The 24,427-nt window shown below is 62.6% G+C and carries 27 protein-coding genes; 3 read left to right on the top strand and 24 right to left on the bottom strand.

Annotation, left to right across the window (positions count from 1 at the left end):
- Positions 1 to 28 precede the first annotated feature (28 nt).
- Positions 29 to 1,045, bottom strand: a complete 1,017-nt coding sequence (locus ACFWEM_RS23610; RefSeq protein ID WP_378537573.1) for a hypothetical protein — start codon at positions 1,043 to 1,045, stop codon at positions 29 to 31.
- A gap of 131 nt (positions 1,046 to 1,176) precedes the next feature.
- Between ACFWEM_RS23610 and ACFWEM_RS23605 the strand changes: the two genes are divergently transcribed.
- On the top strand, positions 1,177 to 1,725 hold the full coding sequence (locus ACFWEM_RS23605; RefSeq protein ID WP_378537572.1) for a TetR family transcriptional regulator: 549 nt from the start codon (positions 1,177 to 1,179) through the stop codon (positions 1,723 to 1,725).
- On the opposite strand, the gene ACFWEM_RS23600 is transcribed toward ACFWEM_RS23605, so the two are convergent.
- The 9 genes from ACFWEM_RS23600 to ACFWEM_RS23560 all read right to left on the bottom strand — a co-directional run bounded on the left by ACFWEM_RS23600 (position 1,716) and on the right by ACFWEM_RS23560 (position 11,289).
- The gene (locus ACFWEM_RS23600) at positions 1,716 to 2,591 is read right to left on the bottom strand and encodes a TIGR03619 family F420-dependent LLM class oxidoreductase (RefSeq protein WP_378537570.1); all 876 of its coding nucleotides are present in this window, start codon (positions 2,589 to 2,591) and stop codon (positions 1,716 to 1,718) included. The two genes, ACFWEM_RS23605 and ACFWEM_RS23600, sit on opposite strands and share 10 nt — an antisense overlap.
- A gap of 69 nt (positions 2,592 to 2,660) precedes the next feature.
- Positions 2,661 to 4,289 carry an ABC transporter substrate-binding protein gene (locus ACFWEM_RS23595; RefSeq protein WP_378537817.1) on the bottom strand — a complete coding sequence of 543 codons (1,629 nt, stop codon included), beginning with the start codon at positions 4,287 to 4,289 and terminating at the stop codon, positions 2,661 to 2,663.
- 23 nt (positions 4,290 to 4,312) lie between these two features.
- A complete protein-coding gene (locus ACFWEM_RS23590) occupies positions 4,313 to 5,374 on the bottom strand; it encodes a DUF1214 domain-containing protein (protein WP_378537567.1) in 1,062 nt (353 codons plus the stop codon).
- A gap of 27 nt (positions 5,375 to 5,401) precedes the next feature.
- Positions 5,402 to 6,547 (bottom strand): sulfotransferase family protein, encoded by a 1,146-nt coding sequence (locus tag ACFWEM_RS23585; RefSeq protein WP_378537563.1) that lies wholly within the window; start codon positions 6,545 to 6,547, stop codon positions 5,402 to 5,404.
- A 23-nt stretch (positions 6,548 to 6,570) separates the two neighbouring features.
- Positions 6,571 to 7,362: an SDR family oxidoreductase gene (locus ACFWEM_RS23580; protein ID WP_378537560.1), complete on the bottom strand. Its 792-nt coding sequence runs from the start codon at positions 7,360 to 7,362 to the stop codon at positions 6,571 to 6,573.
- Complete coding sequence (locus tag ACFWEM_RS23575; protein ID WP_378537558.1) at positions 7,356 to 7,715, bottom strand: nuclear transport factor 2 family protein; 360 nt, start codon at positions 7,713 to 7,715, stop codon at positions 7,356 to 7,358. Before ACFWEM_RS23575 ends, ACFWEM_RS23580 begins: the two co-directional genes overlap by 7 nt.
- A gap of 24 nt (positions 7,716 to 7,739) precedes the next feature.
- Positions 7,740 to 9,641 carry a sulfate adenylyltransferase subunit CysN gene (gene cysN / locus ACFWEM_RS23570; protein ID WP_378537556.1) on the bottom strand — a complete coding sequence of 634 codons (1,902 nt, stop codon included), beginning with the start codon at positions 9,639 to 9,641 and terminating at the stop codon, positions 7,740 to 7,742.
- Positions 9,641 to 10,546 carry a sulfate adenylyltransferase subunit CysD gene (gene cysD / locus ACFWEM_RS23565; protein ID WP_378537554.1) on the bottom strand — a complete coding sequence of 302 codons (906 nt, stop codon included), beginning with the start codon at positions 10,544 to 10,546 and terminating at the stop codon, positions 9,641 to 9,643. Before cysD ends, cysN begins: the two co-directional genes overlap by 1 nt.
- Positions 10,543 to 11,289: a 3'(2'),5'-bisphosphate nucleotidase CysQ gene (locus ACFWEM_RS23560; protein WP_378537552.1), complete on the bottom strand. Its 747-nt coding sequence runs from the start codon at positions 11,287 to 11,289 to the stop codon at positions 10,543 to 10,545. The genes cysD and ACFWEM_RS23560 overlap by 4 nt, the downstream gene beginning before the upstream one ends.
- A gap of 254 nt (positions 11,290 to 11,543) precedes the next feature.
- Between ACFWEM_RS23560 and ACFWEM_RS23555 the strand changes: the two genes are divergently transcribed.
- A complete protein-coding gene (locus ACFWEM_RS23555) occupies positions 11,544 to 12,155 on the top strand; it encodes a TetR/AcrR family transcriptional regulator (RefSeq protein ID WP_378537550.1) in 612 nt (203 codons plus the stop codon).
- Positions 12,156 to 12,167: 12 nt separating this feature from the next.
- Here the strand turns inward: ACFWEM_RS23555 and ACFWEM_RS23550 are convergent, their stop codons facing one another.
- The 12 genes from ACFWEM_RS23550 to ACFWEM_RS23495 all read right to left on the bottom strand — a co-directional run bounded on the left by ACFWEM_RS23550 (position 12,168) and on the right by ACFWEM_RS23495 (position 20,946).
- On the bottom strand, positions 12,168 to 12,449 hold the full coding sequence (locus ACFWEM_RS23550; protein WP_003942012.1) for a metal-sensitive transcriptional regulator: 282 nt from the start codon (positions 12,447 to 12,449) through the stop codon (positions 12,168 to 12,170).
- 31 nt (positions 12,450 to 12,480) lie between these two features.
- The gene (locus ACFWEM_RS23545; RefSeq protein ID WP_378447136.1) at positions 12,481 to 12,753 is read right to left on the bottom strand and encodes a hypothetical protein; all 273 of its coding nucleotides are present in this window, start codon (positions 12,751 to 12,753) and stop codon (positions 12,481 to 12,483) included.
- Positions 12,746 to 13,261: a hypothetical protein gene (locus ACFWEM_RS23540; protein WP_378537548.1), complete on the bottom strand. Its 516-nt coding sequence runs from the start codon at positions 13,259 to 13,261 to the stop codon at positions 12,746 to 12,748. The genes ACFWEM_RS23545 and ACFWEM_RS23540 overlap by 8 nt, the downstream gene beginning before the upstream one ends.
- On the bottom strand, positions 13,254 to 13,691 hold the full coding sequence (locus ACFWEM_RS23535) for a hypothetical protein (protein WP_378447134.1): 438 nt from the start codon (positions 13,689 to 13,691) through the stop codon (positions 13,254 to 13,256). The genes ACFWEM_RS23540 and ACFWEM_RS23535 overlap by 8 nt, the downstream gene beginning before the upstream one ends.
- Before the next feature lie 15 nt (positions 13,692 to 13,706).
- Positions 13,707 to 13,862 (bottom strand): hypothetical protein, encoded by a 156-nt coding sequence (locus tag ACFWEM_RS23530; RefSeq protein ID WP_019744371.1) that lies wholly within the window; start codon positions 13,860 to 13,862, stop codon positions 13,707 to 13,709.
- Between the two features lie 57 nt (positions 13,863 to 13,919).
- Complete coding sequence (locus tag ACFWEM_RS23525; protein ID WP_378537546.1) at positions 13,920 to 14,582, bottom strand: hypothetical protein; 663 nt, start codon at positions 14,580 to 14,582, stop codon at positions 13,920 to 13,922.
- A 73-nt stretch (positions 14,583 to 14,655) separates the two neighbouring features.
- Positions 14,656 to 15,630, bottom strand: coding sequence for a porphobilinogen synthase (hemB, locus tag ACFWEM_RS23520; RefSeq protein ID WP_378537544.1), 975 nt, complete (start codon positions 15,628 to 15,630; stop codon positions 14,656 to 14,658).
- 74 nt (positions 15,631 to 15,704) lie between these two features.
- Positions 15,705 to 17,267 carry a bifunctional uroporphyrinogen-III C-methyltransferase/uroporphyrinogen-III synthase gene (locus ACFWEM_RS23515; RefSeq protein ID WP_003941969.1) on the bottom strand — a complete coding sequence of 521 codons (1,563 nt, stop codon included), beginning with the start codon at positions 17,265 to 17,267 and terminating at the stop codon, positions 15,705 to 15,707.
- A 60-nt stretch (positions 17,268 to 17,327) separates the two neighbouring features.
- Positions 17,328 to 18,302, bottom strand: a complete 975-nt coding sequence (gene hemC, locus ACFWEM_RS23510; protein ID WP_378447131.1) for a hydroxymethylbilane synthase — start codon at positions 18,300 to 18,302, stop codon at positions 17,328 to 17,330.
- Positions 18,299 to 19,660, bottom strand: coding sequence for a glutamyl-tRNA reductase (locus ACFWEM_RS23505; protein ID WP_378537542.1), 1,362 nt, complete (start codon positions 19,658 to 19,660; stop codon positions 18,299 to 18,301). Before ACFWEM_RS23505 ends, hemC begins: the two co-directional genes overlap by 4 nt.
- Positions 19,657 to 20,544, bottom strand: a complete 888-nt coding sequence (locus ACFWEM_RS23500) for a redox-sensing transcriptional repressor Rex (RefSeq protein ID WP_042923244.1) — start codon at positions 20,542 to 20,544, stop codon at positions 19,657 to 19,659. The genes ACFWEM_RS23505 and ACFWEM_RS23500 overlap by 4 nt, the downstream gene beginning before the upstream one ends.
- A gap of 141 nt (positions 20,545 to 20,685) precedes the next feature.
- On the bottom strand, positions 20,686 to 20,946 hold the full coding sequence (locus tag ACFWEM_RS23495) for a glutaredoxin family protein (RefSeq protein ID WP_003941953.1): 261 nt from the start codon (positions 20,944 to 20,946) through the stop codon (positions 20,686 to 20,688).
- Between the two features lie 200 nt (positions 20,947 to 21,146).
- Here ACFWEM_RS23495 and ACFWEM_RS23490 point away from each other — a divergent pair, with 200 nt between their 5' ends.
- The gene (locus tag ACFWEM_RS23490; RefSeq protein ID WP_378537539.1) at positions 21,147 to 22,142 is read left to right on the top strand and encodes an HAD family hydrolase; all 996 of its coding nucleotides are present in this window, start codon (positions 21,147 to 21,149) and stop codon (positions 22,140 to 22,142) included.
- 39 nt (positions 22,143 to 22,181) lie between these two features.
- Here ACFWEM_RS23490 and ACFWEM_RS23485 read toward each other — a convergent pair whose 3' ends face one another.
- Both ACFWEM_RS23485 and ACFWEM_RS23480 read right to left on the bottom strand, forming a co-directional pair.
- Positions 22,182 to 23,219, bottom strand: coding sequence for a lysophospholipid acyltransferase family protein (locus tag ACFWEM_RS23485; protein WP_378537537.1), 1,038 nt, complete (start codon positions 23,217 to 23,219; stop codon positions 22,182 to 22,184).
- Positions 23,216 to 24,349 carry an NAD-dependent epimerase/dehydratase family protein gene (locus ACFWEM_RS23480; protein ID WP_378447128.1) on the bottom strand — a complete coding sequence of 378 codons (1,134 nt, stop codon included), beginning with the start codon at positions 24,347 to 24,349 and terminating at the stop codon, positions 23,216 to 23,218. Before ACFWEM_RS23480 ends, ACFWEM_RS23485 begins: the two co-directional genes overlap by 4 nt.
- Positions 24,350 to 24,427: the final 78 nt, after the last annotated feature.

The following is a 24,427-nucleotide window of genomic DNA, read 5'->3' as shown; positions in this document are numbered from 1 at the left end:
GGGTCGGCAAACGCCGGCCCCACCACACTCAGTGCGCTGCTGCCTTTTTCGACTGGCGAGAGGCGAGCAGTCCGGTCAGGCCGAGTGCCGCGACGAGCCAGATTCCCAGAACGAGCAGGTGCGGCCCGGCACCGTTGCCATCGAAGTAGATGACGGACCGAATCGGCTCCATGGCCGCTGATCCGAGCCAGAACGAATGGATGTGCTGCCAGAATCCTGGAAGGAACGACACCGGGATGGCGCCACCCGAGCTCGGGAAGTTGATGAAAACGAGCACCGTCAGCACTGCAAAGATCGCTGCCTGTCCGAGCAGTCGATTCAGCAGGATGCTCACCGCGCCGACGGTGAACGTGTAGAGCATCGAGATCCCCAGCAGTTGCAGGATCTGGCTGAACGACGCGCCGAAGGCGTGCATGAAAATACTGGTGATGCCGAACGCGATGAGCGGGGTGAGAATCGCCGCGCCGGCCAGGATTGAATACTGCTCTCGCAGGCGCATTCTCGGAGCAACCTGACTGAGCACCGTGATGGTCAGGTAGCCGCCGAGGGTGCAGACGATCAGGAAGTAGAAGAGCCCGACGGTCGAGGAGTCGCGCGCCGTGACAGGCGCCGAGTCGATCACGGTGACCTGCTGCCCCGTCTGCTCCGCGACGGAATGGGCTAAGCCGCTCACCACGGAAACCGTCGAGGCCCCCGCACCGGTTGCGATGTGCGCGGTCACGGTGTCACCGATTTCGATGGCGCCGATGGCGTCGCGGTTGTCGATACGAGCGAGAGCGTCGGCGGCGTTGTCGGTGGCGACGATGTCGAACTTGTCGCCTGACGTAGCTTCGATTCCCTCGATCAGCGGAGCCGTGACGGATGGTGAACCGACCACCACGATCGGTGCCTGATTCGGCATCGGTGAGTGGAAGGCGCTGACGTAACACAGGCAGAACATGATGACGAAGAACAACGGAAATGCGAGTCCACTGCCCACCATCTTCCAATTGGTCGGCGGATCGACAACCTCTTCGCTGGGCACCCGGACGTCGGTAACTGTCATATTCCACGCTCTCTTCACTAACCGCATCTAGCTGTCAACACCGTTGACAGACTCAACAGTCAACACTGTTGACACGTTATAGTCAACAGTGTTGACAACGAGGTCGGCGAGCGAGCACACAGGTCGGTGTCGTGACATTCACAGAACGAGAGCAGCCCTCGACGTCCGAGGCGATTCGCGCGGCAGCGTTCCAACTGTTCGGCGAGCACGGGTTCGGTGGCACGTCAGTTCGCGCCATCGCCAAGGTTGCCGGTATCGATCCGGCCCTGGTCATCCGGCATTTCGGATCCAAAGAAGCACTGTTCCTGGAAACCACGCCGGTCGCCGGCTACTTCGAAGGCCAGTTCGACGGCCCGATCGACACCCTCGGTGAGCGGATCGCAGAATTCGTCCTGGGTAAGGCCGACGCCCGGATGCTGTCGGTGTACACGGCGCTCATGCGGGCGTCGGACAGTCCACGCATCCGGGAGCGGCTGCGCGAGATGACCGGAGTATTCGCCACCAATCTCTCGGCTCGTCTCCAAGGCGAAGACGCATACACCCGCGCGCTCCTGGTCTCCGCCCAGGTGTCCGGATTGTTGAGTGCTCTCAGCGACGAGAGCATCCCTCAGTCGGCAGATCGAGATCAGTTGGCAAAGCTCTACGGCCGGGCGATGCAGACGCTGATCGATCAGTACTGAGCGATGACCTCGTCGGCAAACCGTCGAATGGAGTCGAGTCTTCCCTGACGATCACCGGCATCAACTCCGTAGCGATACCACGGCGACACTCTGATTTCCGTGACTCCGAGAGTCTCGAGTTCGCGATATCCGTCCAGATCACGAACATCAGTCGGCGAGACGTTGACGCCGAAAGGAAGATCGGCACGACCGTACTCGACCCGCAATTCCATGAGGCGATCGATGGCGGAGGCCAATTCGGCTTTGGTCGTGTTCACCGACATCCAACCGTCGGCCAGCCTGGCTGCGCGGCGCAATCCCGGTTCACTGTGCCCACCGATGTAGATCGGAACCGCAATCTCCGGAGCAGGACTGATCATCAGAGCGTCGAACTCGTAGTGCTTGCCGTGGTATTCGATCCATTCGGGTCCACGTCCCGCACACACGGCCTTGATGATCTCGATGGCTTCGTCGGTACGCGCACCGCGGGTGCGCATCTCGGTCCCGGTAAAGGTGAATTCCTCGGGGATCCAGGACAAACCGATGCCGAGTGCGATGCGATTTCGCGACATCACTGCCATGGTCGAGACCTGCTTTGCCGTCAACAAAGGATCACGCAGTGGGAGTTTGAACACGTTGGTGTAAAACTGAATTCGCGACGTGACGGCCGCCATTGCCGTCATCGCAATGAACGGATCAGGCATCGGAGTCTCGGGCGCCCACATCCGCTTCCCGTCAGCGGTGTACGGATACGGCGCCGACACCTGCTCGGGATAGAACACGGAATCCGGCATCGCGATACCGTCGAACCCCACCTCTTCTGCAACCTGGGCCAATTCGCACAGTTCCAGAGCGTCGATCATCGCGCCCGCCAACGACCACTTCATCGTTCCACCATTTCGCCGCTACACCATTTCGTCATTCGCACGTCGAAACACCCTTCCGCTCAGAGGAACTCACTTCGACGACATCCAGGCTTCGTCGAAGAACATGATGTCGGTGATATTGCGTTCGACGCCGTGAATATTGCCGTCCCAGGCGATCAACACCGATGCGGGACCCCAGATCACGTAAGGAACAGTCACATTGGCGTACTCCTGCACCTTGCTGATCGCATCACGGACAGCGTCGTCCGACGGTGCAGTCTGCACAGCCGTGATCAGTGCGTCCATCTCCGGGTCCGCAAAGCCCGACGGGTTGTTCTTCGAATCACTGGCCATACTGTTGTACACATTGAGGTACGGCGCTTCTTCGCCGACTGGAGCGCCACCTCTGGTCATGTCGAAATCGTGGTCCTTGTATACCCGTCGGACCAGGTCGGTCACATCGGTGGCGTAGTCGATGGTGACGTCGAACCCGATCGCGTTCAGCGACGCCTGAACCGTCAGTGCCGTCGCCTGCTGGCTCGGCTCCGAGGTGGTGAGGTAGCGGAGTTTCCCGTCGTACCCGTCGGACTTCGCTTGATCGAGCAGCGCCTTTGCCTTCACGTGATCGAACGGGATGCCTGCGGTGTTGTTGAACCAACGTGATGTCTGCGGGACCAGTTCGGAACTGGCGGTGCCCAATCCGTTGTTCGCACGGGTATTGATCGCCGCCGGATCCACCCCATAGGCGATCGCCTGACGAATGCGCACATCGGCTCCGGGCTTGCCCGCCCGGTTGTTGATCGTGCCGATCCCGTTCTGTCCGGTCGGACTGAGGTAGCCGGAGTATCCGTCGTCGAGAGCTTGGTTGATGACGGCCTCGTCGCGAAGAATGTACGTCATGTCGATCTGACCGCTCTTCAGCGATTCGTACTGAGACTGTGCACCCGAGGTAGGGACAAACCGCAGTGTGTCCAGTGGCGGTTTGCCGCCCTGATAATCCGTGCGTGCGGCGAGTACCAGTTCTTCGTGCGGCGCGAACTTGGCCAAGGTGAACGGGCCCGCCCCGATCGGAGTGAACGCTTTTTCCCCTCCCACGGTCTCTGCGTCGGAACTTCGCGCAACGATCATTCCGGGGCCGAGCGACAACAGTGCCGGGAATTGTCGCCAGGGCCGCTCGAGCACAAATTCGACAGTGGTGGCGTCGGGTGTCTCGATCCGCTCCACGATGTTGAGCCAGGTCTGCGATACATCACCCTTACCTGCCACGAATCGTTCGATACTCCACTTCACCGCTTCCGCGTCGAGCGGGCTTCCGTCACTGAAGGTCAGACCATCAGCCAAAGTGACGGTGTACGAGGTGAAGTCGCTGTTGCCCGACAGTGACTTCGCAAGTTTCGGCACGAAGCTCCCGCTGGCGGAGTCGCTGCGCACCAGCGTGTCGTAAATCGCGGCCATTTCGGTTCCGCCGGTCGAACCGGCGGCTTGAGTTCTAGTGGGGTCCAGTGAGGAAGGGAACGAATAAGACCCGAAGGTGAGAAGACCTCCGTCGATCCGCTCCCCCGTATCTCGAGCTCCCACGAAACCCGCTGCGCCGCTACTGCCCGGTGAATCCGATCCTGCGGTGCCCCCACTGCTGGAGGCGCACCCGGCCAACAACAGGGCACCGGCAAGCCCGAGCGCGACAAATCGAGGGACGAACCGATTCTTCTTGGTGTACATACGTTCCCAATCTCGGCAGCGGGTCAGATCTTGACTACCTTCGACGTCGGGATCGGGTGCGAGTCCGCCTTGATCCAGCGCAGCGCCCAAGTCCCCTCGGCGTGCGAATCGGTGTCGATCCAGTTGCCGTAGCCCGGATCCTTCGCCGCCACGACAATCGTCATGGTGCCGTCGTCGTTGAGCTTCGCGGTGTGGTTGTTGATGTAGATGTTCGTGCGGTTGTAGTCGAGAGACTCGACCCAGAAGTTCTGCAGCACGAAGTTGAAGTACTCGCAGTTCGGAACCTCGGTCTCGATGACCCACGCCTCGTCCTCTGCGAGTTTCCAATAGCCGTGGAAGTAGAAGATCGTCGGATCGCCGCCGGCGTCCTGGAAGTAGTCCTGTCCCCAGTCGAAGATCTCGTTGGTGTGCGGCTGGAATTTGCGTGACCATTCCAGGAAGGTCTCCGCCATCCCCTTCACGATCCCGACGGACTTGGTGAGGCGCTCGCCGATCTCTTCCGGAGTCAGCGGGACGAACTCCCCGTCCGGGTTCAGGCATTCGATGGTCAGATCACCGATGACCTCGTTGCGCCGATCCTTGTAAGTTTGCCGAACGGAGATGAGGTTGCTGTCGGGCGCCAAAGGCAGCCAAGCCCCCTCAGCGGGCTTGTCGACGCTCGCGATGAACTCGAAACGGCCGTTCTCGTCGACCTCGAGGTCCTGGATATGCAGATCGCCGGTCTGCAGCATGGTGCCGTCGATGTGGTACCGATTGACGCGCGAGCCGAAGGTGATCAACGGGACGGTGCCTCGGGTGCCGATGATCCGGTAGTTGTACTGACCGGAAATGTTGGCGCGCATGTAGACGTTGTCCGGGTTGTCGGCACCGATCTTCGTCATCATGTTCGGGTTCGGAGCCGACGAGAACTGTGGCCAGCGTGGATCGGTGTACTCGACACAGTTGATCGTGCCGTACCGAAGCAACCGACTCAGATAGCGGACGCCCTCGGCCTGGGTCAGCGGGTCCTGAGGGACGATCTCGTCTTCCAGGACCTTTCCGACCTCGAGCAGATCTGCGCAGAACTTTTCCCAAACAGCATTCATGTGAATCTCCTTGTTTCGGTCAGGGCTTCAGGGTGTGGTGGCGAACTTCGCTTCGACGTCGGCAGCGCTCACGCCGAACTCCTCGAGCGAATAGCGGTGCGACGGACGACGATGCTCGGCAAGGCTCGCCTGGTGTGACGCCTCCACCGCGGCGCGAGCCTCGTCCGTGAAGGGCAGGGCGAACTGTGCATAGATCTTCTCGACGGTGCCGACTGCATCGGAGATGAAGTCCTTGTAGTCGACGTCGATGAACTGATCGGAGTTGTAACGGCTACGGGCACTGTTGAAGTTCGCATTCCCTCTCGCCCACAGGTCGAGTTGGGTGCGCCCGATAGCCGGACGGTCGAAGGCCTTCGACATGTCGTGTCCGCCCTGCTCGGCAAGGCTGAAGGTGGACGCCATCGACGTCAACGGGTCCCGGAAGGTCCGAACGAACAGTGCATCCGGATAAACCGACATGATCTCGTCGATCGCGAATACATGGCTCGGGCTCTTGAGCACCCACCGTCGGTCCTGGTCGTGAAGCCCGATCAACTGCAGGTTCTTCTTGTGCCGCGCATATGTTTCGGTCCAGTCCTGCTCCGCCAGCCACCGGGTGTAACTCGGCACGTACGCCACCGTCTCGAACGCGGTCGAGAGCATCGTCTGCTGCAGCAGACGCCAACATTCCTCGACCTCTTCTGCCCCCATGAAATGAACCTTCATCAGGTCCGCCTCGTTGCGCTGGCGCGCACGGTAGAAGGCGTCGGAGCGAACGTAGTCTGCGTTCTCCGACCACTTGTCGCGCTCGGGGCGAGGCTGCGGCGACTCGGCGAGCCACATCTCGGCGCCCTGATGCGCCGGGTCTGCGCCGAGCAAGCGGTGCAGCGCGGTGCTGCCGGTGCGGGTCAACCCGACGACGAAGATCGGGCGCTCGATCGGAACGTCGACGTGCTCTGGATATCTCGCGAATCCGGCCTCACTGGTCAAGCGACCCGCGAGCGCGCCGACGATCATCTTGCGAGCGATCACCTTGCCGTGCGGAGTGAGGTCGGCCTCGTTCTGGAACGACTCGAGGAGAACTCGAAGCCCTTCGAGATAGCTGTCGCTGCCGAAGTTTTTGTACCCGGCCACCTCGCGCGCAGCCTGGTGCAAGTCGTCGACGGAACCGATGCCGTCGTAATCCTGTGTCATCTGTAATTCCTTGGGGGATGGGTTCAGTGGTGGGTGTGACCGCAGTTGACGTCGAGACATTGCCCGGCGATGGCTCTGGCCGCATCGGACAAGAGGAAGACGACGGCATTGGCGATGTCGTCGGGTTCTGGTAGCCGGCGCAGATCGGCGCCCGCTGCGACCTCGTCGTAAATGACCTTGGGGTCGACTCCTGCTGCCGCTGCCTTCTTCTCGAACATGTTCTTGACCGAGTCCGCCCAGATATAGCCGGGAGCAACTGAATTGACTCGAATCCCCTTGGGCCCGAGATCGATCGACAAACTTCGCGCCATTGCCAGGAGCCCGGCTTTCATGATGCGGTACGCCCCGAACCCGGGAAGCTGATTGCGCAGCACCATGGACGTCACCATCACGACGGACCCCTGTGCCTCGGTCAATGCGGGCACAAGCGCGCGTGTGACATTCAACGCCGCAAGCAGGTTGATGTCGATACCCGACTGGATGGACGCCAAATCAGCGTCAAGGAGCGGGACCTGGGCCGGTTGGACGAATGCATTGTTCACGAGGCAGTCCACGGCACCGAACTCGGCGACCGCTGTCTCCGCCAGCGACGTGATCGAGTCGACGTCGGTGAGATCGGTCGGAACGGCCAGTGCAATTCCGCCGCGATCACGGATCTCGGTTGCCACCGATTCCAAGCGCTCGGGTGTGCGGGCAGCCAGGACAACTTTCGCTCCGGCCGCCGCACTCTGCAGCGCAATCGAGCGACCCAGCGCCGGGCCCACTCCCGAGACGACGACCACCTTGTCTGCCAGCAGGCCGTGACAGGTCAGCACAGCGCCTGCGGATCGAGAACCACGCTCAGAGAGGTGATCTTGCAGTTCTCGTCGAACTCGAACAGGTCGGTGGCAGCGAAGTCGGGGATACCGACTCGCTGCACCCGAAGTTGCATGGCCGCGTAGTTTCCCGTCACCGAAATCGGGCCGAGCAGACTCACTGTGAAGTCGACCTGCGCGTTCGCGGTATCGAATGCGCGAATCTCGTCGATCCCGCGGTAGGTCTGGACCCCGAGCGGTTCGTGTTGAACTGCGTCCGGTGCAAACAGCGCAACCAGGCCGTCGACGTCGTGACTTCCGAGATACTTGACGTAATCTTCTACAGCAGAAACTATTTCAGCTCTGTCAGGCATGGAATTTCCTCGTGGTCAGTCGGATCAAGAGATGGTTCCGCGGGCGCGGAGGTAATCGATGATCGCGATCGCAGCGTCCTCGGTCGTCGTGACACTGGTGTCGATGTGAATGTCGGGGTTCTGCGGCGCTTCGTACGGCGAATCGATTCCGGTGAAGTTCACCAACTCCCCACGTCGAGCTTTCTTGTACAGACCTTTGGGATCTCGCTCCTCTGCGACGGCAAGAGCGGTGTCGACGAAGATTTCGACGAACTGGTCGTCGCCGATCAATTCACGGGCGGCATGACGCTCGGCCTCGAACGGTGAAATGAAGGACGCGAGGACGATCAGACCCGCGTCCGCCATCAGGCGGGTGACCTCGGTGACGCGGCGGATGTTCTCGACGCGGTCGGCTTCGGTGAATCCGAGGTCTCGATTCAACCCGTGACGGACGTTGTCTCCGTCGAGGAGGTAGGTGTGCGCGCCGAGTGCGTGCAGTTGACGCTCGACGTCGTTGGCGATAGTCGACTTTCCCGAACCGGAGAGACCGGTGAACCACAGAACTGCGGGTTGGTGTCCCTTGAGCCTGGTGTGCGCGGCCTCGTCGACGTCGACGGATTGCCAGTGAATGTTGTCCGATCGACGCAGCGAGTGCGTGATCATGCCCGCACCGACAGTGCCGTTGGTAAGACGGTCGATGAGGATGAAGCTACCGGTGTCGCGGTTGCCCACGTACGGATCGAACGGGACGGGCCGATCGAAACTGATGTTGCACACACCGATTTCGTTGAGCTCGAGAGTAGTCGTTGCGGTCTTTTCGAGTGTGTTGACGTTGATCTTGTGTTTCGGTTTGGTGATGCGTGCGGTGAGAGTGACGGTACCGATCTGGCACAGGAACGGCCGTTCAGGCAGCATGGGAGCCTCACCCATCCAGACGATGCAGGCCTCGAACTGATCGGCGACGGCCGGCGGATTGTCACCGATGGAGAGCACGTCGCCGCGGCTGATGTCGATCTCGTCGGTGAGCGTGATGGTGACGGAGCGGCCGGCACCGGCAACGTCGAGGTCACCACCCATGGTCACGATGCGCTCGACGGTGGACGTCTTCCCACTGGGGAGCACGCGGATGGGATCTCCGGGAGATACGGTGCCGGAAACGATCTGGCCGGAGAATCCCCGGAAGTCGAGGTCCGGCCGGTTCACCCACTGCACCGGCATCCGGAACGGAGCCGCGGCGGCAGCATCGTCGATGTCCACGCTTTCGAGATGCTCGATCAGGCTGGGCCCGGAGTACCACGGGGTATTCGCACTGCGCTCGGTGAGATTGTCACCCATGTATGCCGACATAGGAATGGCGACGAATCCGTCCAGCCCGATCTCGTGAGCGAAGGCCGTGTAGTCCGCGGTAATGGCATCGAAGACCTCTTGCGAGTAGTCGACGAGGTCGAGCTTGTTCACGGCAAGAACCACGTGCTTGATCCCGAGCAACGACACGAGATACGAGTGCCGACGGGTCTGAGTCAGAATGCCTTTGCGGGAGTCGACAAGGATCACCGCGAGATCGGCGGTCGACGCGCCGGTCACCATGTTTCGGGTGTACTGCTCGTGCCCCGGAGTATCGGCGACGACGAACTTGCGACGCTCGGTCGTGAAGTAGCGGTAGGCGACGTCGATCGTGATGCCCTGCTCACGTTCGGCAGCGAGACCGTCGACCAGGAGCGCGAAATCGAGCCCCTCCCCCTGGGTGCCGCTCTTGCGTGAATCCGCTTCGAGCGCCGTCAACTGGTCGTCGAAGACGAGCTTCGATTCGTAGAGCAGACGGCCGATCAGGGTGCTCTTGCCGTCGTCGACGCTGCCACACGTGATGAATCGCAGCATGCTCTTGTTCGCGTGACGCTCGAGGTATGTCTCGATGTCGTCAGCGATCAGATCCGAGGAAACAGTCATCAGAAGTACCCCTCTTGCTTCTTCTTTTCCATCGACGCACTGGAGTCGTGGTCGATGACCCGTCCCTGGCGTTCGGAAGTGGTGGTGAGCAACATTTCCGAGATGATCTCGGTCAAGCTGGTGGCGGTCGACTCGACAGCGCCGGTCAGCGGATAGCAGCCGAGGGTGCGGAAACGAACACTCTTGAGTTCCGGAGTTTCTCCCGGCAGCAACGGCATCCGGTCGTCGTCGACCATGATCAGTGCGCCATCGCGTTCGACGACGGGACGCTTGTCGGCAAAGTACAGCGGAACGATCGGAATCTCTTCCTGGCGTACGTATTCCCACACGTCCAGCTCGGTCCAGTTCGAGAGCGGGAAGACGCGCAGGCTTTCACCCGGCGCTTTGCGGACGTTGTACATCCGCCACAACTCCGGTCGCTGCTGCTTGGGATCCCAGCGGTGCGCAGCCGATCGGATCGAGAAGATCCGTTCCTTGGCGCGGGATTTTTCCTCGTCACGGCGGGCGCCGCCGAATGCCGCGTCGAACTTGTAGTGATCGAGGGCTTGTTTGAGGCCCTCGGTCTTCCACATGTCGGTGTGCACCGCGGATCCGTGAGTGAACGGGTTGATCCCCTGCTTCATGCAGTCCGGATTGGTGTGGACGATCAGATCGAGATCGCCTGCAGCAGCGGTACTGTCACGAAGTTTGTACATTTCTCGGAACTTCCACGTCGTGTCGACGTGCAGAAGCGGAAACGGCAACTTCGACGGGTAGAAGGCCTTACGCGCGAGATGCAGCATCACGGCGGAGTCCTTGCCCACCGAGTACAACATCACCGGGTTCTCGCTCTGCGCAACAGCTTCACGCATGATGTGGATGCTCTCGGCTTCGAGCCGTTCGAGATGAGTCAGTGTCGTGGTCATCGGCCCAGTTCCTCCAGTGCTTTCGGGGCGAGTTCTGGTCGGCAGATCAGCAGATCCGGCAACCACGGGTTTTCCTGGTTGTAGCGCAGTTCGCTGCCATCGATACGCGAAACATGCAGTCCCGCAGCGCGTGCGACGGCAACAGGCGCCGCCGAATCCCACTCGTACTGCCCGCCCGCATGGGCATAGATGTCCGCGTCACCCGAGACGACCGCCATTGCTTTGGCTCCGGCGGATCCCATTTCGATCAACTCCGCGCCCATCGAGTCGGCCATGCGCATGACCGGTTCCGGACGACGCGTCCGCGATACGACGACTCGAACCGGCGTCGCGGCATCCCGCTCGGTTCGATCATCGCTGCTCGAATAGGTGACACCGAGGGCAGGCATTGCGACCGCACCCGCTGTGAGGACACCGTTTTCGGTCAGTGCGACATGAACGGCCCAGTCCGATCGGCCGGCTTCACCGAATTCACGGGTGCCGTCGAGCGGGTCGACGATCCACACTCGATCCGCAGCCAGCCTCGCGAGGTCGTCGGCGCCTTCCTCCGACAGCACTGCATCCGCAGGAAAGCGTCGGGCAAGTTCGGCGACGATGAATTCGTGACTGAGCCGATCGGCGGCGTTCTTGAAAGTCGCGGCATCACCGTCGTTTTCGCCGAGAGATTTCCGGTGTTCGAGCAGAAGTTCTCCCGCCGCAGTGGCGATGTCGATCGCCGCGCGTTCATCGTTGGTGCGTGTCATAGGTACTCCACAACTGTGTAGACCTCCCGATCGATGCGGGAAGAAAGGTCAGGCCGACCGCAGAGTGTCCAGCGCTTTGCACTGGCCTCGATGTGGTCTGCGCCATACCGTAACACCAGAATGAACGATGTTCATTCTATTTCGAACAATGTTCATTCTATGATATACATCACATTCACTTGAGTGCGGCGTTCGACAACGAACAGTGTTCGATGTGAATTGAGGATGCCGACCACCGCGACTACGGTGATCAAATGAGCAGTACCAGCAGCAAGTCGATCTACGGCGACGCCGAAGTGCGTCGGCGCCGAACACTCGACGCGGCGATCTCGCTACTGGACGAGGGTGGCTACTCCGCGCTCACGATCCGCGCGGTCGCCAAACGAGCCGGCACCAGCACTGGGCTGATCTACCAGTACTTCGTCGACAAGCAGGACATCTTCGCAGCCCTCTTGAGCGAAAGTCAGCTGGAAATGGCTGATTTCGTGAACTCGCTCCCCCGCGAGCAGGGACTGAGCGCATTGCTCGCGTCCATGATTTCCGAGTTTGCTCGGCACTGGGCACGGGTGGGTCGACTCACCACCACCTGGCGCGACATCGAAGGCATGGCCGGATCCGACCGAGAGAGCATGCGGGAACTTCACGCATCCGTCGCGGTCTTCAACTCGGCGTTGATTCGAGCGCTCACCGAAGCTGCTGCAGCCGAAGGAAGTCGGCTGATCGACGACCCTGCGCTGATCCACGTCGTGCTCTCCGGGCTCAAAGGTCTGTCGGACACCATCGTCGTCAACATCGCCAAGGAAATCACGCCCGAGCATTTCGTGAACTTCTCCGCCCGGGCGCTTGCGCGGTCCATCACACAGTGACGGACCGGCACCTTACGAACGAACGAGACGAGCGATAGCCGCCTGTGCTTCCTTGATCTTGACGTCCGCTTCCGGACCACCCTGCTTGGCAGCTTCGACGACGCAACCTGCGAGGTGGGCGTCGAGAAGCTTCAGGGATACCGACTGCAGCGCGCTCGTCGCAGCGGACACCTGGGTGAGCACGTCGATGCAGTACCGGTCGTCTGCGACCATGCGCGAGATTCCGGCTACCTGACCTTCGATACGACGAAGGCGCTTGAGCAGATCGTCCTGCTCGGGGCTGTAACTACTCATACCGCAACTATACCCCCTACCCGTATGAGGGCTAGCGGGATGCGACGAAGCCCACCCGGACCCGGCGCACGACATCGATGGCCATCAGCCCCGCGACCAGAATCGACAGTCCGGCACCCGAGATCCAGAGGCCGTCGTAGTGCGTGCTCTCGAACGGCGGAGCGCCCTCCAAGATCGGGCCGAAGTCGGTAGTCGTCGTACCCGACCGCCAGCACACGATCGCCAGAATCGTGGCGGCGACGATGCCGAGGACACCGATCCACGTCTTCACGTCGACAAGCGGAGATGGCTGCGACTCAGTCATCGGCAGACCCGTCCGGTTCGACACCAACCGTGACAACCTGGCTCAACGCCTCGCGAAGTGCCCGATCGTCTTTCGCCCACGCCCGCACCAATCCCCCGGTGGTCAGACGCAAGCCGATACCGTGCCGACGCCTCGGCACTCCGGACAGCTCACCGAGTGCACGTGCCGTTTCCCACGGTTCCATTTCGTCCTCGTAGGCCGCGTCGTCGGACTCTGGGAACACCTCGGCGATCTCGGTGATCGGCACCTCTTCGGTTCCCTGACGCAAAGTAGTCGCGGTCAGAAGTACGCTCGCATGCCGGCGCGCGGCAATCACCTGCACGTACACCAATCCGGTGAGAATCACAGCGAACATCGCCAGACCGAACCAATGCACGACAGGGCCGGTGAGCAGTTCGATGACCAAGGCGATCAGGCAGAAGATCGGACCGAACGCGACGGCCCACCACCGCGAACCCGGCTCGTAGTAGAGAACGTCCGGGCCGCTTTCAGGAGCACGGTCAGCCACGGGCAAACCAACTTCTTGTGGTGTCTCGGTAGATCGCGATGCAGGCACAGATCAGCATGACGGGAACGACAAGCGCGAGCACGGTACTGATCCCGGCCACCACCAGCGCGATCTGCAGCACCGCGAACACTCCCGAGACGATCACCAGGATTCGTCGACAGAGAGGTTTTCCGGCGCGCGTGGGACCGGCGAGGCCGCCGATCGCGAGACCGGTCAACAGCAGAACCAGCCCGGACACCCGCACGAAAGTGACGTAGATGTCGATGTTTCCGGCCGATATGCCTTGATCGGTGAACTGCTCACGCAGCGAATACGACGCGCTGGTGACGTTGATCAGGCCGAAAAGTATGAGTAGGAACGCGCTGGCGATCCACAGCCAAAATGCTGCCTCGACGGCTGTCGGGCGCCTGACCTTCGTAGAGATACTCACGGGTTCAAGTGTGCGCTATCCGCTGACGATGCCCGGAATCATGAGCACCAGGAGTGTCACCAGAACAGAGGCTCCGAGGATCGCGAACAAGATCACTTCGGTGCGTGAACCACGTTGGCGCAGTGGCGCGTCGTGGGTGCTTTCTGTGCGCAGGGCTTCCTGAGAACTCATCGCGTGCGACCTCTCCCCTACTACTGCAGTGACCCGTTTCACAGTACCCCGAGCTACCTACCGGTTCCCCGCCGGGGGGAAACGAAGGAAGTACGGATTGGACTCTTTTCGGTGCATCATCACAATCGCGCCGACAGCAGCAACTGCCTGCAGGATTTCCGCGCCACCGAACAGCAGCGTGGCCGCGCCGCCGTCGCCGCCGAGCCCGAAGATCACCGGGATCGCGGAGACCAGCATGAACACACCACAGAACGTCAGCAACATTCGAGCCCAGTTCTTGCCGCGACTCATCGAGCGCACAAACAGAAGGAACACCGCGGTGACGATCACGACCAGCACCGCGGAAAACACGATGACCAGTGGGAACATACCGTCCACGTCGGAACGCGTCAGGCCCGCGTCGACAGCCGCTTGGTTTTTGAGCATCTCGTCGACGAACATCGACTTCTGCCCGAGCAGCATCCAGATCATCGCGCCGCCCTGGACCAACCCCAGCGCCGTCACAGCCCACCACAACTGAATCGCAGTCACGACGTCCGTCGGCGGCTCGGGTTTCGGCGTAAGTCCTGGGTATCCGTTGTAACCGGGGCCGTATCCCGGGATCTGACCGGTTGGCATCGGTCCGAGTTCGCGGTACGGCTGGTTCTCGAACGGCTGGTTCTCGTAGGGAGGTTCCCGGCGGGGCGGTTCCTGGCGCGACGGCGGCCACTGCTCGGTCATGACACCAGCGTATCGGTCGATACGGGCGCAGCCACCATGTGCGGCACCGTCACAGACAACATGCGTGACACCGTCACAGCCATCCGGCAACTTCCGACGCCCAGTACGTGAGGACCACGTCGGCACCGGCGCGGCGAATACTGGTGAGCGATTCGAGAATCGCAGCATCCCGATCGATCCACCCGTTCTGCGCAGCGGCCGTGATCATCGAGTACTCCCCCGATATCTGGTACGCCGCGACCGGAACCGGAGACCGGTCGGCGGTCTCACGCAGAATGTCGAGGTAGGACATCGCAGGCTTGACCATCACCATGTCGGCGCCCTCGGCGATGTCGAGGTCTACTTCGCGCATCGACTCGCGGCGATTGGCACCGTCCTGCTGATACGTACGACGGTCACCTTGCAGAGAGGATCCAACGGCTTCACGGAACGGCCCGTAGAACGCTGACGCATATTTCGCGGCATAGGCGAGCTGGCCGACCTCGACATACCCGGATGCGTCGAGCGCACCTCGAATTGCAGCCACCTGGCCGTCCATCATGCCACTGGGTCCGAGCAGGTGAGCACCCGATTCAGCTTGTGCGAGAGCCATTTCGACGTATCGGATCAAGGTCGCGTCGTTGTCGACGGCACCGTCGGCAGAGAGCACACCGCAGTGGCCGTGATCAGTGAACTCGTCGAGGCAGGTATCGGCCATGATGACCGTCGAATCACCGAGTTCGTCTGCCAGAGCGCGCAATCCGACGTTGAGGATGCCGTCGGGATCGGAGGCACCGGAACCTTGTGGATCCTTGTCCTCCGCTTTGGGGACACCGAAGAGCATCAGGCCACCGACGCCGGCTTCCACCGCTTCCACCGCGGCGGACCGCAACGAATCGAGGGTGTGCTGGAAAACGCCTGGCATGGAACTGATCTCACGCGGAGCGTCGATGCCGTCGGCGACGAACATCGGCAACACGAGGTGCCGGGGTTCGAGCGAGGTCTCTGCCACGAGCCGCCGGAGCGCAGGCGTGCGCCGGAGCCGGCGAGGGCGATGAGTGGGAAACACGGAAGGGGCCCTCCTTCGTCGGGACCTGTGAGTGGTTGAGGAGCCCACAGACTCCTCAACCACTCACGGGTGCGCTAGCGCCTTCGAGACTTCTTACGCGGGGGTGGCAAAGCACCTTCGGCGCGCAGACGAGCTGCGTGCTCGGCGAGAGCCTCCACCAGCGGTCCCACCTGCGAGGTCTCGGGCTGCACGTCGACGCGCAGACCGAACTCGATAGCGGTTTCGGCCGTCTTCGGGCCGATGCACGCGACCAACGTGCGGGCGTGCGGCTTGCCGGCGATGCCGACGAGGTTGCGCACGGTCGAGGACGAGGTGAAGCAGACGGCGTCGAATCCACCGGTCTTGATCATCTCGCGGGTCTCGGCCGGCGGCGGCGCTGCCCGGACGGTGCGGTAGGCGGTGACGTCGTCGATCTCCCAACCGCGTTCGCGCAGGCCCTCGGCAAGGGTTTCGGTCGCAATATCCGCGCGCGGCAACAGAACCCGGTTGACCGGATCGAAAACGTCGTCGTAGGGCGCGAATTCGGCCAGCAGGCCCTCGCTGGACTGCTCACCGGTCGGGATCAGCTCGGGGTTGATGCCGAACGAGCGAACCTTGGCTGCGGTTGCTTCGCCGATGCAGGCGATCTTCACACCGGAGAAGGCGCGAGCGTCGAGACCGAACTCTTCGAACTTCTCCCACACTGCGCGAACAGCATTGGTGGAAGTGAAGACGACCCACTGGTAACGACCGTCGACGAGACCCTTGACCGAACGCTCCATCTGAGCCGGGCTGCGAGGCGGCTCGACGGCGATGGTCGGAACCTCGATCGGGATGGCTCCGTGAGTGACCAGACGGTCGCTCATCTCGCCGGCCTGATCCTTGGTGCGCGGCACGAGAACGGTCCAGCCGTACAGAGCGCGCGATTCCCACCACGACATCTTGTTGCGCTGCGCGACAACCTTGCCGACGGTGACGATCAGCGAGCCCACCAGTTCGGATCCGGCTTCGTTGAGCGTCGCGAGAGTTGCCTCGACGGTTCGCTGCTGACGAGTGGTGCCGCGGACGGTGATGGCAGCGGGGGTCTGCGGAGCCAAACCGTTCTCGACCAGCGCGCTGGCGGTCTCGGCAAGATGTCCGGACGTCGCGTGCAGAACCAACGGTCCCGGTGCAGCGGCCAGAGCAGCCCAGTCGACTTCACCGCGAACGTCGGCCTCGGTGTGACCCGAGCCGAGCGCCATGCCGGCGTAGCTCGGCACTGCCGAACCGGACGGAAGACCGGGGAGGACCTCGAACTGAACCTGCGTGCGAGCGACCGCGGTGACTTCTGCAATCACGGAATCCGTGGTCAGCGGGTCACCGGAGACCAGACGCACGACGTCGTGGCCGTTCTTGGCCTCGTGCACCAATGTCTTTGCGACCTCGGCCGGCTCACCGAGTGCCGGACGCACGTCCGCGATCAGCTCGCCGGTCTCCTCGTCGCGACCCATGTCGATGCCGACGAGCGCGACGACGCCCTTGTCGACGTCCGGATCGGTGAATGCCATTGCGGCGCCGGTGAGGACGTCACGTGCGCGAACGGTGAGCAGGGCGGGGTCGCCCGGTCCCGATCCCACGAACAGGATCCGTCCGGGAGTGTTCTTTCGGACTCGGGTCATCGGTGATTCTCCAGTGCGCTGTATCGAAATGGGAACTTGGTGCAAGTGCAAAGTGGGGCGTCAAACATCGGCTGCCTCGCCTGTAGTCACGTTCATCAACTCTCGGGCGCCGAGTTCGAGTAACTCGCGCGCTACCGCTCGGCCGAGTTCCTCGGCCTTGTCCGGCGCACCGACGGCGCCGGTACGGATGACGTCCGAGCCGTCGATGGCGGCTGCGCAGCCGCGTACCGACAGTTCGTCGAAGATTCTGCCGTCGTCGTCGAGGGATTCGACGATTTCCGCGATCGCACCGACCGGCGCGGTGCAGCCGGCTTCCAACTCGGCGAGAAGTGCACGCTCGGCAGTGACTGCCGCTCGGGTACCCGCGTCGTCCTGCTCGGCCAGAATTGCTGCCAATTCCGTATTGGCAGAAAGACATTCGACGGCCAAAGCGCCCTGCGCCGGAGCGGGGAGCATCTGTACGGGCTCGATGTTCTCGGTGATGAGATCGAGCAGGCCGATCCGGGACAGGCCGGCGCGGGCGAGGATCACGGCGTCGAGTTCACCGGATTCGACCTTGCCGAGGCGACGCTGCAGGTTGCCCCGCAGCGGCACGATGTCGAGGCCGAGCCCGAGTGCCTTCAGCTGTGAAACCCGTCGCGGCGCCGAGGTTCCCACCTTGGAACCGGCCGGAAGCTCGCCGAGGACCAGACCGTCGCGGGCGACGAGCGCGTCGCGCGGATCTTCACGCGGCGGAATCGCAGCGATGACAAAACGTGGATCCTGCGCGGTCGGCAGGTCCTTGTAGGAATGCACTGCGACGTCGACGCGATTGTCCAGCAAGGCTTCTCGAAGCTCAGCGGTGAACACTCCGACGCCGATCTTCTGGACGGGATCGGTGGACTGATCGCCCTTGGTCTTGATGATGACCAACTCGGCGGGATGTCCGGCTGCAATGAGCGCATCGCGCACGGTTCCGGCCTGGGTGGTCGCGAGAAGACTTCCGCGAGTGCCGATCCGCAGCGGGCTCCCCGATTGCGGGGTGGTGACGCTCATGCCTGCAGGTCCCTTCCAGTGCGGTCGCCGTCCACCAGATCGGTGGGTGTGGCCACGGCCGCGGGAGATCCGGGGCTGAGTTCGAAGAGTTCGCGCAGCGCTGCTGCGTAGGAGTCGCCGCCGGGGGCCGACGCCAGTTGCTTGACGCGCACAGTCGGGGCGTGGAGAAGCTTGTCCACGACGCGGCGCACGGTGCGCGCAACCTCGTCGCGCTGCGGATCGTCCAGGCCGGGCAGACGCGAATCGAGCCGCATCAGTTCGGCTTCGACGACGTCGGCGGCGCGCTGACGCAAAGCCGTGACGGTCGGAGTGACCTCGGCGAGACGCTGTCCCGCGAGGTACGTCGCAAGCTCACCGGCAACGATGGTGCGTGCGGCGTCTGCGTCGGAAGCGGCGGCGCCTGCCGCCGGATCACGCTGCAGCGTCTCCATGTCGAGAACGGTGACACCCGGCAGGCCGGCGACGGCGGGATCGATGTCGCGCGGCAGCCCGAGGTCGCAGATGACCAGGTGCTTGGTGTTGTCGCGATCGGGCTCGGCGAGTGCGAGGTGCACATCCGCCAGGGTGACCACTGCCCCGACCGCGCCGGTACAGGTGACCATGACATCGGCCTGCGCCATCGCGGCCGAAAGCTGGTCGAAGGCAACACCGTCGGCGTCGACGCCGTTGGAGCGTGCCGTCTCGGCGAGGTGCTCGGCACGTTCCTGTGTCCGGTTGACGACCACGATGCGTTCGATTCCGGCGCGGGTGAGGTGCGCGACGGACAGGCCGCCCATCGAGCCTGCCCCGACGACCACGGCAGTGCGGCCGACCAGGCCGCCCTCGCCGATGATGCCGGCTGCACGATCGAGAGCCACGGACACGACTGACGCTCCGGCGGAGTCGATTCCGGTTTCGGAATGCACTCGCTTACCGACGCGCAGTGCCTGCTGAGCCAGTTCGTGGACGACGCGTCCAGCGGCCTGCTGCGCATCCGAAGATGCGTAGGCCGATCGGATCTGGCCGAGAATCTGCTGTTCGCCGATCACCATCGAGTCGAGGCCACTGGCCACCGCGAAGAGGTGTTCGACCGCTGCTTCGCTGTAGCGGACGTAAGCGTGAGCGTGCAGCGCTGTCAGGTCGAGACCCGAATGGTCGGCCAGGATTTCACCGACTTCGGTGAGAGCACCGTGGAATGCGTCCACCACCGCGTAGACCTCCACCCGGTTGCAGGTGGAGACGATCATCGCTTCGGAGATGTGCGAGGACGCCAGAAGCTTGTCGATCAGCTTCGGACGATCGGTGTCGGTCACAGCTACTCGCTCGAGCACCGGGACGGGCGCGGTTCGATGCGAGACCCCGACAAGCAGAACACTCACGGCGCGATCACTGATCCGTTTCTTGTCGAACCTGCTCCGACCGGAGCGGGTGAACTGGTGGATGGAACTGACGAAGCGGATGCGGCGTGAGCCACGCGTACTCGCGGCGCGCTGGATGCCTGATCGGCATTGCGCGCACTGTTGAAGGAGAGAACCTGCATCTCGACGGCCAGATCGACGCGTCGCAGTTCCACGTGATCGGGAACGTCGAGGGCGATCGGCGAGAAACTCATGATGCAGCGCAGCCCGGCGCTGACGAACTGGTCGCACACGCCCTGCGCTGCCTCGTCCGGTGTGGAGATGACGCCGATGGTCGCGTTCAGTTCGCGGCAGGCGACAGTCAGTTCCTCGGTGCTGCGCACGACGAGATCGCCGACTCTACTTCCGATTCGATCTGCGTCACTGTCGAAGAGTCCGACCATCTCGAAACCGCGGCGGCTGAATCCGCCGTAGCCGACCAGCGCCTTGCCGAGGTTTCCGACTCCGACGAGAACGACCTTGTGCCCACGATCGAGTCCGAGTGCACGCTCGATGCGGATGCGGAGCCTGTTGACGTCGTACCCGACGCCGCGGACGCCGTTGGGCCCGAGGAACGACAGATCCTTACGCAATTTCGCTGATCCGACGCCTGACGCCTGGGCTAGTTCCTCGCTCGAGACGATGGAGGTACCCCGGTCGGACATCACTCCGAGGACCCGCAGGTATGCGGCCAACCGCGTCACCGTAGCCTGGGGGATGACGCGATCCTGAGCGATCGGGTCGGTGACCGAGGCGCTGGCAGCGTCGGTGACAGAAGAGCCCGCAGCGCCGGTGACGCGCTGAGCCACAGGCTCATGCGTCTGGTGCGGTTCGGTCACGTCGCTGGCTCCTCGTCCGGTCGACACGACTGTCGACCTCCACGATGCTCCGGGGGGAATGTTCACACCACGGTAACCGCTTGTGAACCCATGCACAAAGTTGCTCGAGACGGGTGCGATGTGCCGTTCACCTGCAAAGCGGCTCCGCGCACAACTTTGAGGGTTGCCTTACTTGCGTAAATCGTCGCGAAGGCGTTCTTCGTCAACTTCCCAGTAACCGTGCTCGCGTCCGTCGAGAAGAATGACCGGCAATCTGTCTCCGTACTCCGCTCTCAGCTCTGGATCGGTCGCGGCAGCTTCGTCTACGTCGATGCACGTCAATTCCAGCTCGAACTCGGAACAGACCCGTCGTAGTACCTCCGCCGCGCCGACGCAGGACGCGCATCCTGCGCGTGTCAACAGGGTTACTTCATGCGTAGCTGCAGTCATCGACGCATACCTTTCTTCTGCTGGGATGCCATCTACTTGATCGGTCGAGTGTGCCTCCAGAGCCCCACTCGATACCAAATCGGCGGAGAGGAACGTCACACACCACAGGGAAGGTCGCCATCCAACCCATCGGGCCTCATCGCGGAGGATAGGCTGACTCGAAGAGTTCTCTGCTCGAGAGTGCAACACGGGAGGTGCGGGTGCCTGCGCGATCACTACCGAACGGCTCCGGATTCGGATCAGGGCTGGCCGGGGTCATACTCCCCGGGCGTCGCCATGTGAAGAATCCGCTGGGCCCGAGTGAGTCGGAAGTTCGAGCCAATCTCGCCGGCGAGGCGAGTGCCGATGCAGCCCTGGCGTTGCACGAAGCTGCCAACCCCACCGAACCCGAAACCGGCGAAGAGCTGCCGACTGTTCCGCGCGACCTCACGGCCGCCGCATTCTTCGACGTCGACAACACCATGGTGCAGGGTGCATCGATCATCCACTTCGCCCGGGGTCTCGCTGCTCGCAAGTATCTCAAGACCTCGGATCTGGTCGATTTCGCGTGGAAGCAGATCAAGTTCCGAGTTACCGGCAGAGAAAGCAGTGACGACGTCGCGGAAGGCCGCGAGAAAGCACTGTCCTTCGTGGCCGGCCGATCCACCGCCGAACTCGCCCGCCTCGGCGAGGAGATCTACGACGAGGTCATCGCCGACAAGATCTGGCCAGGCACGAGAGCGTTGGCTCAGATGCACCTCGACGCCGGACAGCAGGTGTGGTTGGTGACGGCGACTCCGGTCGAACTGGCTCAGGTCATCGCCGAGAAACTGGGACTGACCGGCGCCTTGGGCACCGTCGCCGAGAGTGAGGACGGCGTCTTCACCGGCCGACTCGTCGGCGACATCCTGCACGGCATGGGCAAGGCTCACGCCGTGCGGACATTGGCCGTACGGGAAGGACTCAATCTCAAGCGCTGTTCCGCCTACTCCGACAGCCACAACGACGTTCCGATGCTCTCGTTGGTGGGGACGCCAGTGGCGATCAATCCCGACGCAGATCTTCGTGAACTCGCGAAGAACCGCGGTTGGGAAGTTCGCGATTTCCGCACCGGACGAAAGGCCGCCAAGATCGGCGTACCGACGGCGCTGGTGCTCGGAGCGGTCGGTGGGGCGCTCGCGGCAATTCTTGCCAGGCGCAAAGAACAGAACGCCTGAGCGGGTTCGGTCCGGATCGCCTGGCGATCCGGACCGAACTCAGCCGAGAAAGACGTTGCGACGCTTGGCCAACAGCCGATACAGCGTCTGCTGAATCGTCTCTCGAACGTGGTCCGTGACCTCGAACAGGACCATCGGATCGTCGGCGGCACCGCTCTCGAAAGTGTCGGTGACGATGGGCTTTCCGAACTCGATGTACCACTTCGACGGCAACGGAACCAGGCCGAGCGGCCCGAAGTGCGGGAACAGTGGTGTCACCGGAAAATACGGCAACCCGAGAACACGCGCGAGTGTGGTCAGATCACCGATTTTCGGATAGATCTCCTCCGAACCCACGATCGAGCACGGAATGATCGGAACACCGGTACGCATTGCGGCCGACACGAAGCCACCGCGCCCGAACCGCTGCAACTTGTACCGCTCACTGAACGGCTTCCCGATCCCCTTGAATCCCTCCGGGAACACCGCCGCGACTTCACCGTCGTTGAGCAGACGCTCGGCGTCGGGGTTGCACGCCAACGTGTGACCGGCCTTGCGCGCCAGACCGCCCACCACCGGCATCTCGAAAGCCATGTCCGCAGCCAACATTCGCAGCGGGCGATGCGCCGGATGATGATCGTGCACTGCGACCGACGTCATCAGACCGTCGAGCGGAATCACGCCGGCGTGATTGGCAACCACCAGTGCTCCCCCGGTGAGGGGAATGTTCTCGATCCCACTGACCTCGACGCGGAACCACTTCTCGAACAACGGTCGCAACATCGGCATGACGACGTTGTCCGCGAAATGCGGATCGAATCCGAACTCGTCGACCTCGTAGTCACCGGACACCCGACGTCGGAAAAATTCTGCCGCCGAGCCGATCTGGTCGACGATCGCGGACCTGGCCGCATCGACGAATGTGCTCTCACCGCCGTGGTCGGCCGCCGAGGACGCTCCGGACGGATGCCGACGCTCACTTTGTTCACGGATGTCACGCTCCGTGCCCGTGACGGACTCACGCGAGCGCGAGGTTGCCGACTTTCCGGTGTGAGTTGCGCTGGGTCTCAGGGGAATTACCTTCGCCACGTCAGTCACCCCTTCACCGCACTTTGCCGCGACAACGGCATGTGCATCACGTCTGCACTTGCGCTCGCCGCGGCGGCGTCACCGCCGAGGATCGTGGTCAACGCATTCTCGGCCCGATCGATCCACTCGGACTTGATGATCCGGCGGGTCTGCATCGCACGCATGAAATCGTCGAGTGCCTGCATGGTGGTCCATCGCGGCTCGAACCCCAATTCGCTGCGCATGCGAGTGGTGTCGAGTCCGCAGCCGAACCGGAAGTACTCGAGTTGCTCGTCGGTGTACAGCCTCATGGACGATCCCACCAACGCGCTCCCGACACTGCGGAACAGCGCGAGCGGCATCGGAACTTCGACCCTTCCTGCCCGGCGGATCGCCTGCGACATCATCACCACTCCGTCGCCGGCGATGTTGTACGTACCCGAGGCGTGTCCGATGGTCGCCTTCTCCAACGCTGCGAGGGCATCCTCGACGTGGAGCAATTGCAGACGCGCGTTCCGCCCGACGATGGTCGGCACGAGCGGGGCGGTGACGTAATGCCCGACAGTTGCCGTCAGTTGAGGTCCGATCAGCGGCGCCAACCGCAGAATCCCGACCGAGATGTCGGGACGCCGACGCCCCATCCCGCGGAGGTATCCCTCGATCTCGAGACTGTCGCGGGCATATCCGCCCGGCGGCCGGCGGCGCGCACTCATTTCTTCGGTGAACTGAGCGGGGTCCTTGGCACTGCACCCGTAGACGACCGAGGCCGAGCGCAGAACCACCTTGCGAACCGTCGGAGCTTTCTGGCAGACCGCGAACAGTTGCATGGCGCCGATGACGTTCATGTCCTTCATCGCGGCGCGGCTGCCGGCTTTGGGGGCTTTCTGAAGCGTCGACGCATGCACGACGGTGTCGACCTCGGCGTTTCGGATCACTTTGCCGATCAGCGGATTGCGGATGTCTGCTCGCACGAATTCCGCGCGGCCCATTCTGCGCATCATGTCCTTGCTCGGACTGACCGCGTCGACGGCGATAACACGCTCGATCGACGGATTCTGCGCAAGCCTGGTAACCAGGTAGCCGCCGAGGAATCTGCTCGCCCCGGTCACCAGTACGACGCGAGGCGCCGTACCCCCTGAAGTGTTGTCACCTTCAACCACCAAGTACCCCCATATCCAGTAGAAACGCGCTCTGCCGAAGCGTCCCTCCCGCGATTTTCCCCCACTTTACGGGCAGAG

The sequence above is a fragment of the Rhodococcus sp. NPDC060176 genome, from assembly GCF_042728675.1.
GTDB lineage: Bacteria > Actinomycetota > Actinomycetes > Mycobacteriales > Mycobacteriaceae > Rhodococcus_F.
This window is presented reverse-complemented; position numbering and strand designations above follow the sequence as displayed.

Excerpts from the sequence above, each read along its gene's own strand:
- ACFWEM_RS23525 (WP_378537546.1), bottom strand. The coding sequence starts at position 14,582 with ATGACCGAGCAGTGGCCGCCGTCGCGCCAGGAACCGCCCCGCCGGGAA.
- hemC (WP_378447131.1), bottom strand. The coding sequence starts at position 18,302 with ATGAGCGTCACCACCCCGCAATCGGGGAGCCCGCTGCGGATCGGCACT.
- ACFWEM_RS23495 (WP_003941953.1), bottom strand. The coding sequence starts at position 20,946 with ATGACTGCAGCTACGCATGAAGTAACCCTGTTGACACGCGCAGGATGC.
- ACFWEM_RS23545 (WP_378447136.1), bottom strand. The coding sequence starts at position 12,753 with ATGACTGAGTCGCAGCCATCTCCGCTTGTCGACGTGAAGACGTGGATC.
- cysN (WP_378537556.1), bottom strand. The coding sequence starts at position 9,641 with ATGACTGTTTCCTCGGATCTGATCGCTGACGACATCGAGACATACCTC.
- ACFWEM_RS23585 (WP_378537563.1), bottom strand. The coding sequence starts at position 6,547 with ATGACACAGGATTACGACGGCATCGGTTCCGTCGACGACTTGCACCAG.
- ACFWEM_RS23590 (WP_378537567.1), bottom strand. The coding sequence starts at position 5,374 with ATGAATGCTGTTTGGGAAAAGTTCTGCGCAGATCTGCTCGAGGTCGGA.
- ACFWEM_RS23530 (WP_019744371.1), bottom strand. The coding sequence starts at position 13,862 with ATGAGTTCTCAGGAAGCCCTGCGCACAGAAAGCACCCACGACGCGCCA.
- cysD (WP_378537554.1), bottom strand. The coding sequence starts at position 10,546 with ATGACCACGACACTGACTCATCTCGAACGGCTCGAAGCCGAGAGCATC.
- ACFWEM_RS23610 (WP_378537573.1), bottom strand. The coding sequence starts at position 1,045 with ATGACAGTTACCGACGTCCGGGTGCCCAGCGAAGAGGTTGTCGATCCG.
- ACFWEM_RS23515 (WP_003941969.1), bottom strand. The coding sequence starts at position 17,267 with ATGACCCGAGTCCGAAAGAACACTCCCGGACGGATCCTGTTCGTGGGA.
- ACFWEM_RS23575 (WP_378537558.1), bottom strand. The coding sequence starts at position 7,715 with ATGCCTGACAGAGCTGAAATAGTTTCTGCTGTAGAAGATTACGTCAAG.
- ACFWEM_RS23550 (WP_003942012.1), bottom strand. The coding sequence starts at position 12,449 with ATGAGTAGTTACAGCCCCGAGCAGGACGATCTGCTCAAGCGCCTTCGT.
- ACFWEM_RS23600 (WP_378537570.1), bottom strand. The coding sequence starts at position 2,591 with ATGAAGTGGTCGTTGGCGGGCGCGATGATCGACGCTCTGGAACTGTGC.
- ACFWEM_RS23595 (WP_378537817.1), bottom strand. The coding sequence starts at position 4,289 with ATGTACACCAAGAAGAATCGGTTCGTCCCTCGATTTGTCGCGCTCGGG.
- ACFWEM_RS23555 (WP_378537550.1), top strand. The coding sequence starts at position 11,544 with ATGAGCAGTACCAGCAGCAAGTCGATCTACGGCGACGCCGAAGTGCGT.
- ACFWEM_RS23560 (WP_378537552.1), bottom strand. The coding sequence starts at position 11,289 with ATGACACGCACCAACGATGAACGCGCGGCGATCGACATCGCCACTGCG.